This is a genomic window from Ruegeria sp. AB5, assembly GCF_056542645.1.
Window position 1 is genome coordinate 1 of the sequence record NZ_JBQGAE010000033.1, and the last position, 8,500, is coordinate 8,500.

General features: G+C 52.7%; 7 protein-coding genes. 4 read left to right on the forward strand and 3 right to left on the reverse strand.

From position 1 onward, the window contains the following. Nucleotides 1–244: 244 nt before the first annotated feature. Together ACR0L4_RS23105 and ACR0L4_RS23110 are read left to right on the forward strand one after the other, a co-directional pair. Nucleotides 245–1,366: a linear amide C-N hydrolase gene (locus tag ACR0L4_RS23105; protein WP_480515524.1), complete on the forward strand. Its 1,122-nt coding sequence runs from the start codon at nt 245–247 to the stop codon at nt 1,364–1,366. Between the two features lie 331 nt (nt 1,367–1,697). Continuing rightward, the gene (locus tag ACR0L4_RS23110) at nt 1,698–3,440 is read left to right on the forward strand and encodes an adenylate/guanylate cyclase domain-containing protein (RefSeq protein WP_480515526.1); all 1,743 of its coding nucleotides are present in this window, start codon (nt 1,698–1,700) and stop codon (nt 3,438–3,440) included. A 150-nt stretch (nt 3,441–3,590) separates the two neighbouring features. Here the strand turns inward: ACR0L4_RS23110 and ACR0L4_RS23115 are convergent, their stop codons facing one another. Further along, complete coding sequence (locus ACR0L4_RS23115) at nt 3,591–4,331, reverse strand: hypothetical protein (protein WP_480515528.1); 741 nt, start codon at nt 4,329–4,331, stop codon at nt 3,591–3,593. Nucleotides 4,332–5,903: 1,572 nt separating this feature from the next. On the opposite strand from ACR0L4_RS23115, the gene ACR0L4_RS23120 reads away from it, so the two are divergent. Beyond that, complete coding sequence (locus ACR0L4_RS23120; protein ID WP_480515530.1) at nt 5,904–6,593, forward strand: hypothetical protein; 690 nt, start codon at nt 5,904–5,906, stop codon at nt 6,591–6,593. 74 nt (nt 6,594–6,667) lie between these two features. Further along, the gene (locus tag ACR0L4_RS23125; RefSeq protein WP_170520004.1) at nt 6,668–6,916 is read left to right on the forward strand and encodes a ParB N-terminal domain-containing protein; all 249 of its coding nucleotides are present in this window, start codon (nt 6,668–6,670) and stop codon (nt 6,914–6,916) included. On the opposite strand, the gene ACR0L4_RS23130 is transcribed toward ACR0L4_RS23125, so the two are convergent. Together ACR0L4_RS23130 and ACR0L4_RS23135 are read right to left on the reverse strand one after the other, a co-directional pair. Continuing rightward, nucleotides 6,908–7,921 carry a fatty acid desaturase gene (locus tag ACR0L4_RS23130; protein WP_480515533.1) on the reverse strand — a complete coding sequence of 338 codons (1,014 nt, stop codon included), beginning with the start codon at nt 7,919–7,921 and terminating at the stop codon, nt 6,908–6,910. The two genes, ACR0L4_RS23125 and ACR0L4_RS23130, sit on opposite strands and share 9 nt — an antisense overlap. A gap of 71 nt (nt 7,922–7,992) precedes the next feature. Further along, nucleotides 7,993–8,199 (reverse strand): cold-shock protein, encoded by a 207-nt coding sequence (locus tag ACR0L4_RS23135; RefSeq protein WP_170755028.1) that lies wholly within the window; start codon nt 8,197–8,199, stop codon nt 7,993–7,995. Between the last annotated feature and the right edge of the window lie 301 nt (nt 8,200–8,500).

Here is an 8,500-nt window from a genome sequence, read left to right on the forward strand (position 1 = left end):
CGGCTTCGTCATTCGACACCTCCCGGCGCGGGCTGCGCCTATTCTAGGTGTCCACCAAATCAGAGAAAAACCACGCAGCCCAAACCTGACATTCAGAGTCGGGCTTTGCAAAGTCCAAGGGACGGAATAGGCGGACTTTCTCGCCTATTTGGAGATCATGCAAACTTCATTCAACTTGAGAACCGGTGTGGTAGCTTGATTTAGTGAGTTCATGAGATCAGATCAGTCCAATTGGAGAACGACCATGCGTCATTTCAAGTTACTTCAAACATTGCCAAAAGCGACCATAACCTTTGTGGCTTCAGTATCGATGGCTTGGGGATGTACTGGCATCATGTTGACGGGGCAGGATGGAAGCATCCTTCGCGCAAGAACCGCCGAATGGGGGCCGTTCGATCTTGAGACAAAGATCAACATTATTCCCCGAGGCTTCATGTATTCCGCAGGCGAAATGCCAGATGGGCAAGACGGAACAAACTGGACCGGCCGATTTGGAATGGTTGGTATCAGCATGTTGGATCATGGGGTGCCCGCAGATGGGATCAATGAAGCTGGGTTGACCGCCGGGTTGTTTTATCTGCCTGGCTTTACAGAGTATCAGGAGTACGATCCTGACCTAGCTGACAACACGATTCCCGGCGATTTGCTCGCCAGCTATGTTCTTTCTCAGTTTGAGACGGTTGAAGAGGCTGCCACTGGGTTAGCGGACGTCCGTGTCGTCGGGGTCGTGGATGAGACCTTAGGTTTTCCATTCCCGTTTCATATGTTGGTTGCTGACCGGTTCGGCGGAAGAATCGTTGTTGAATACATTGATGGCGAACTGACGATTTTCGATGCACCGCTTGGCGTGATCACCAATTCGCCAAACTACGATTGGCACATGACGAACTTAAACAACTACGTAAACCTGTCGGCCCTCGGGCTTCCGGAAGTTGAGGCAAGCGGCGTGACTTTCTCGCCCCTGGGTGCCGGGAGCGGTATGATAGGACTGCCAGGCGACTTCACACCCCCATCCCGGTTTGTCCGTGCAGTCGCCTTTTCCCAGACAGCGCGGGAAACGCAAGGTGGCTATGACACCGTGCGCGAGGCGTTCCGCATTCTGGACAACTTCAACATTCCTGCCGATGCCGCTGAGGGCGCCCAAGACGATGTGCAATCGGATGACCTGCTTTATAGCGCAACACAGATCACGACCGCTGCGGACTCCCTGAACCTCGTCTACTACTATCACACAATGTACGACCGAACGGTGCACATGGTTGATATGAAGCAGATTGACTTCGGAGCTATGGGAAACGAGATGATCGTCTTTGATACCAGCGGTGATCGCAAACCCACGTTGGTCGATGTGACCCCAACGAATTGACGCGATACCACGCGGGCCGTGGCGGCATCACCGCTGGCTGCGGCCCAAAAAAGTTCGAAATAGAGGGTTTGCCGCTCCAGCAAATTGCGGCGCTAGGCTCGAAGTCGCGTTCGCCACTGTTCGCAATAGTGACTGGAGCAGCACAAAGCGGACATGGCGCAACTCAAGGCGAGGACAACTCGGCTGTTTGTCCTTAAGCTTTTCTCGCAGACTTATCGGAGTGTTTCCCGACGTTGAACCCCGTCTAAAGCAAGGTCAGAATTCGCCCCTGTGCACTTTCGCATGGTCTAAACACATAGCGACCAGTATGAAACAGAAAGGAGGACAATACGTGGAGCGAAAGCTGGCGGCCATCCTGATTTCCGACCTTGTCGGCTTTACCGCCCGGATGGAGCGGGACGAGAAAGGCACGCTCGAATTTCTTTCAGCGCACATTGACGATATTGCTGCTCCGCTTGTCGCTCGGCATCACGGTCGCATCGTCAAACAGATGGGTGACGGTCTGCTCGCCAGCTTCGACAGCGCAGTCGATGCCGTTTCCTGCGCGGTCGAATGGCAAAACGCATCAGCGGCAGGTAAGGACTCTCTCCAATTTCGCATTGGCGTCACTCTTGGGGACATAATCATGCGCGACGGAGATGTTTTTGGGTCCGGTGTGAACCTTGCGTCAAGGTTGGAGCAGCTTGCCCCGCCCGGCGGTGTGTTGGTGTCGGACGCTGTATATCGTGTGGTCGGGAATCGTATACCGGTCGCCTGGGAGGATGCTGGTCAGCACACGGTAAAGAACGTTGCCGATCCGGTACATGCTTGGCGCATTGGCGGGTTAAGCGCAGTATGCGCTGAACCGCCTCGGCCTGAAGCCTCAGGAAAAGCCACTATTGCGGTCCTGCCTCTACACAACATGAGCGATGATCCCGAGCAGGCATTCTTTAGCGATGGGATTGCGGAAGACATTATTGTGGGTTTATCGCGTTTTCGGACGCTTAAGGTTGTTTCCAGAAACGCGTCATTCAGGTTCCGAACACAAGACACAGATCCGGCCAAAATCGCGGAGGCGCTCAGCGCAGATTACCTGGTTGAAGGCAGCGTGCGGAAGGCCGGTAGTCGCGTGAGAATATCTGTACAACTCGCTGACGCACGAACGGGGACTCAACTCTGGTCGGATCGATACGACCATGAACTAGAGGACGTTCTGGCAGTACAAGACGAGGTGGCCCGAAATATCGTCGCAGTGTTGCCTGGCAGGGTCCAGCACGATGTCGTCGACCGTTCGACACAGAAACCAGCGGATCAGATGAAGGCCTATGAACTGATGCTTAAGGGCAAGGCATTGCGCGACGGCCTGAACGCACGAGATACGGCCAAGGCGAGAGCTTTGTTGGAACGAGCGGTCGCTCTCGATCCGACCATCGCGCGATCTTACATGTATCTTTCAGACACATATGTCATAGACTTGTGGCTTGGGCTGGCAGACGCTGACGCACCCACTCACACGTTGAAAATCGCCCGAAAGGGCGTGGCACTGGATAACCGGGACGTCTACATTCAGGACCAGCTTGGGTTTGCTTATCTCTGCGCCGGACTGTGGGGTGAGGCCGAAGCGCAATTCAACAAGACACTTTCCATGATAGAAACCGAAGCGGAGTCGATGGCTTGGTGCGGCTATGCTCTCCTACTGCTCGGCCAGCACGAAAAGGCGCACGATGTGGTCTCGGAAGCTATGGCGCTGGACCCGCTACATCCGCCTGCCATCGACTGGATTATGGGGCAGGTCGAATTTTTCAACGGTAACTATGAAGCAGCACTTAGTTTTCTAATGGGAGCAGCGCGGCTTAACTCGTTGGCCACTGCATTTGTGGCCGCGTCTTACGCGCAGCTCGAACGAGCGCGAGACGCCTCCGACGCATTGCGAGAATTTGTCACCGAACGTCACGATGAATTCACAAGTCGAGGTATTGTGGTTGAGGATGAGACGGTCGAAAGCCTTGCCCGCGGGTTTCGGTCTATGTGGCGGCGACCGGATGATTTTGAACGTCTTGCCAATGGGCTATGGGCGGCAGGTTTGACCGGCTGATACCGACATTAACTCCTTTGTCCAAACAGCGCGGCCTCAATTACGCATTTCTCTGCGCTCTGCTATTTCGGCGGCGCGAAACCAACGCGGACATGCACAGTTAGACTTTGCAGTTTCCAAGACGCCAAAGAGCGAACTTTTGCACGAGGGCTACACCCGATACCAGTTTTCAACGTCTCGGGTAGCTTCCTCGACTGTAAAAGCAGCCTCTAACTCTGCGATTACACACCGTACTTCATCCGGGCTTGCATTGAGTTCAAGAATACTCGCCCCTAGATCATGGGCTGACCCGGCAACTGAATAAATCGTATCGACCCCAATTCTGATGGCGTTTCGGTGTTGCAGTAGGTGCTCAAAAAACCGCACATAAATCATCTCCTCGTATGGAGAACGACTGTCCGCTTCAGAGATCAAACCCAATTCTTCGGCCTTGGCACACGTCAAACGCCAAGCCAGTTCCATTGTCGATGGAGGCGCATCTCTGGCCTCATCAGGATGTTTTGGGTTCGCAATCGTAGACCTTCGGAAGGCTTCGAGATTGGCACGCAAGCTCTTTGTAGGAACGGGATAGATGAATGTGGTTTCCTCGGATGCTAAGGCTGGTTTAACCTGATCCAGCTGCGCCTGGATGAACTCGGAAAACCTGTTTCCGATGATAGGGACTTCTCCGACAATCAAGTCTGTGGGGTCGGTATTCTCCGCCAGCCATCGCGCCAGGGCTCTCCGACCCCACAGCCTGGCAGCCTTCCGGATCAACGGATGAGTTCCATCCGAAACATCTGGATATCTAGCGAGTAGATCTTCGGTCTGAAACGCCGCGAGACCTGTATCCCAACGCATAATATGCACGCGACGTCCCAAGGAGACCGAAATGGATATCTGCTGACGCAACAGGGATGACTTTCCTGATGCTGGTAATCCAGTGAAGAATACCATGCGGCAACGAAGTGCAGCGTCGGCTAGGTGTCTTCCAATCTCAGTGTCCGCAAAACTGTCGATAGAAATTGCGAATCTCCTAGTTCGGTGTCGGCAATGGGCTGGAGCGGCGAGCGTTCACCATCGCCAAGATTGTTGCCCAAGAAATCCGGCGATTTCACGGATGAATTGTCAACCTAAATTGCCCCAAAGTGAATTTTGCCTCTCAGTTATTCTCTCAACCACCTAATAACTCGCCGGTCTCAAAAATTGACCATTCCGCAGCACACGCTTCTTGACGAGCGTGCGTCCTTGACTCTTCACAGACTAGGAACGACAATAGTGTATTGGTAAAAAGTTGCTCGCCGCCGCAATGCTGCCGGTTACGATAATCCAATGGCCTTCAGACTAATTGTAGCATGTGCCTCAGCATAGGAACGGGTTCCGCTGAGGTCTTCGTTATGAGCTCGTTCCTCGCAAGCATTCGCAACTGTCACCTGACAAGCCCCAGTCATCGCGTGACCAATGAAAGAAGGCGCCGTATGAAAAGCACATGGCTCATAAATTGCGTGCTTGATGCCCGATAGATCAGGTCTCACGCTCCGTTTCAATCAGTCATTCATCGTGTTTTCGCGCCGCGTTCTTTGCCTGATCCCGACACTCTTGGTGTTGCTCTCGGGAACGCAGCTTCATGCCCAAGTCGCAGGCAATGCCGACGGATCGGTTTGTGACGAAGGTTTCGAAAACAAGAACGGATCGTGTCAAATAGCAAACGCACCTGAAAATGCGCATTTGACCGGCAGTTCCTATGGTCCAGGTTGGGAATGCAACCATGGATTCAAGCGCGTTGGAGATTTTTGTGAGGAAATAGAAGTTCCTAAAAACGCATATCTTGCATCGACCGGAGATCGATGGGAGTGCAATCGGCTCTTCCGACAAGTCGGTGAAAGATGCGAAGAATTGATAGCGCCTCAAAATGGGTACGTCGGAACCCGGTTTGGCGCACAGGAAATACACTGCAACTGGGGATTTCGTAAGGACAGCCAGACATGTGTTGCAATAGAAGTTCCAAAAAACGGTCGTCTGAGTGACAAAAGAAGCTCGGATGGGTGGGTATGCCTCAGAGGGTACAGGGCAGCGGAGAGCGGCTGTGAGCCTGTGGCCGTTCCACAGCATGCATACCTTGCGCCTGAAACCTACTCTGGATGGAAATGTGAACGTGGCTTTCGCGCAAACCAGGACAGGTGCGTTGCGATCCTTGTCCCTTCCAACGCTCATTTGAATCGAAGAAGTGATGGTTGGGAATGTAATCGGCCGTTCACAAGACAGAACGATAAGTGCGCCGAAAATATGCCGCGAAAATAGGTTGCTGGAAATCAATATCGCCTGACATATCCGGAAGGACCAAGCCGTGAACCATAACTCGATTGACGAAAACTTGGGTAAAAGCCTCAAAGCTGAAAAGGCGCGTCGCCGGTCCTACGGGATTAAAATATCTGTGGCGTCGGCGGTGCTTGTTGCGGCCATAATTGTGGTGGTGTTTCTCTGATGCGTAGAAATGCCCCTCAAGTAACCCTTCCCGGTTCAAAGATGTCAGCTCATGGTCTGGAACAAAGAGCATTTCAGGACCGCAGTGTCCGTAAGACGCGGAACGCTGACGTATCTGGAGTGATTGAAGTAGAATTTGGAAAGTACTTGATTAAGGCTGGCATTCTGAGCGGTAACAGCGTTGCGCGCGCATTCCCCAAGCCACCGGCTAAAACGCAAGCAATGATTGCTGACGCAGTCGGCGAAACACCAGCATTGGCCATTGAGGCCTTAAAAGAAATTCTTGAAGAACGAGACAGGAAGCGTAGCGGTCAACGCCGTTTGGAGGGAAACTCCGGCACCTTCGTTCCCAGTGAAAGAGAATATGCCGAGGCATTGCGCCAGATCAGGCTCACCCCTGCGCAGGTCACAATGCTCAAAGCACTTACAATCGCAGGCAAGGACGGTCTGACCATTGGTCACTTGTCTCAGGCGGCCGGTTACAAATCGCGTGAGGCCTCCATCAAGGTCTTTAAGAAAATCGGACTATTGATTGCGGAATATCTGGAGCTCGAACTTCCTGAAGCCGGATCGGCACAGAATGATGGATCCGCGCAGGTCCTGGCATTTTCTCACATCGAAAGTGACGATGAGCCAGCAACTTGGATTATGCATCAGGAACTGCGCGACGCTGTTCGTTCGGGTCTATGACGTACGTTCCAGCCCCAGCTCTTGTAGCGAACTTCGAACCGGAACAAATGCACGAACGGTTGCTCACGTAGCTTATGTTGGAGAAAAGACCATATCCGCTCGACCTGATCTATGTACCTGTGAAACGGGCGAAAACGCTTGATCAACAAAAAGTTCTGACGCTGGCCGAAGATATCCTGAAGAACGGCCAGAAGACCCCGATCCAGATACGCCCGGACAACAAGAGGTTCGTGCTGATTGAAGGCCTTCACCGACTAGAAGCCATCCGCGCCCTCGGAGGTGATACTGTCGAAGCCTATTTGGTCCGCGCCAGACTACACTAAACTTTTGTTGGGATTGGCCTTTGACAAAGCCTCGGAAAATGTCAGTAAGCGCTGTCTTTCTTCGTCCCAAAGATGCAATCGTGCGCAATGAAGGCTCTCAAATAAAGTAATACGCTGGCAATCTTCCAACTCAGAATGATCACGCAAGACCTCGTTTAGCCGATAAAACGGTATGCGGCTGGCGAGGTGGTGAACATGGTGCACACCAATGTTGCCAGAGAACCACCGCAGGATGCCTGGCAGGGCATAGTGAGAACTGCCGTAGAACGCGGCGTTCTGAAGGCTCCAGCCCTCTTCCCGATCCCAAGTCGTGTGTTCGAACTGGTGTTGAATGTAGAAAAGCCAAATACCAATGGATGATGCGACAATCACGGTTGGTAGGAAAACATACGCTAAAACCTCAATGCCTCCGGCCCAAAAAACTAGGGCCAATACCCCTGCAATTGCCGCGTTTGTTCCCATCGCACTTGCCCAATACAGCCAGCCCGACCGCATGAAACCAACAGGTAAGCGGTATTGAATAAAGAACGTATAAATCGGCGCAACTCCGAACAGGAAGACAGGGTTCCGGGTCAGCCGATACGCGGCACGCCCGAACCAATTCCGTTTCAAGTATTCCTCAATGGTCAACGTAGGGATGTCACCCATACCACGGCGATCAAGGTTACCGGTTGAGGCATGGTGAATCGCATGGCTTTGCCTCCAAACGTCATAGGGTGTCACGGTAAGAACACCTAGAACCCGTCCAGTCCAATTGCATGCGCTGCGGCTTCTAAAGAAAGATCCATGACCACAATCGTGCATAATGATGAAGATACGGACCAGAAATGCGGCATTCAGCACGGCTAGAAGTATCGCGATCCAGACGCTAAATGACAACGCAAACCACGCTAGGGCCCATAGCGCGAATAAGGGAACAACAGTGATCGCAAGTTCAGAAACACTGCGCTTCGCATCGGGCACACGGTATTGTGCGAGCACCCGCGTCCAGTCTTTAGGTTGCAACTTACTTGTTCTCCAACGGCTTATAGTAGCCCATTGTGCAAACGGGCACCCGAAAGGGTGCCCGCAAAAAGTCAGGCGAGTGCCAGATTGGCGGCGCTTTCGCGTCCGTCACGGCCAGCTTCGACGTCAAAAGTAACCTTCTGATCGTCTTTCAATTCGCTAAGGCCGGAACGTTCAACTGCTGAGATGTGAACGAACACGTCGCGCTTGCCATCTTCAGGTTCGATAAAGCCAAAACCTTTGGTCGAGTTGAACCATTTTACTGTGCCATTTGCCATGGTGGAAGTCTCCTAATAGTTGCCGCCCGCATCATTGCGGCGACTCGGCGTGGTCGGTCTGAATCGAAAGACTGAACGCCGAATTGGGGAGACAGCAGGTCGAAAAAGAAAAACGTAAGCCTTGTGTATATGGACTTCGACTACGCACGATACAAGCCTTGATGCTTTGGCGGACAACAGAGAATTTGAGCCTGTCTGGCTTAGAACTAGGCAAGTTCGTCTTGCCCCGTTTCAGTGGACGGTTTGAAAGGACCCGGCTGACCGATCTTCGAAGTCAGCTGGACTTACGTTGCCAAGATAT

Coding starts and splice junctions, on each gene's coding strand:
- ACR0L4_RS23105 (WP_480515524.1), top strand. CDS start 245: ATGCGTCATTTCAAGTTACTTCAAACATTGCCAAAAGCGACCATAACC.
- ACR0L4_RS23120 (WP_480515530.1), top strand. CDS start 5,904: ATGCGTAGAAATGCCCCTCAAGTAACCCTTCCCGGTTCAAAGATGTCA.
- ACR0L4_RS23125 (WP_170520004.1), top strand. CDS start 6,668: ATGTTGGAGAAAAGACCATATCCGCTCGACCTGATCTATGTACCTGTG.
- ACR0L4_RS23135 (WP_170755028.1), bottom strand. CDS start 8,199: ATGGCAAATGGCACAGTAAAATGGTTCAACTCGACCAAAGGTTTTGGC.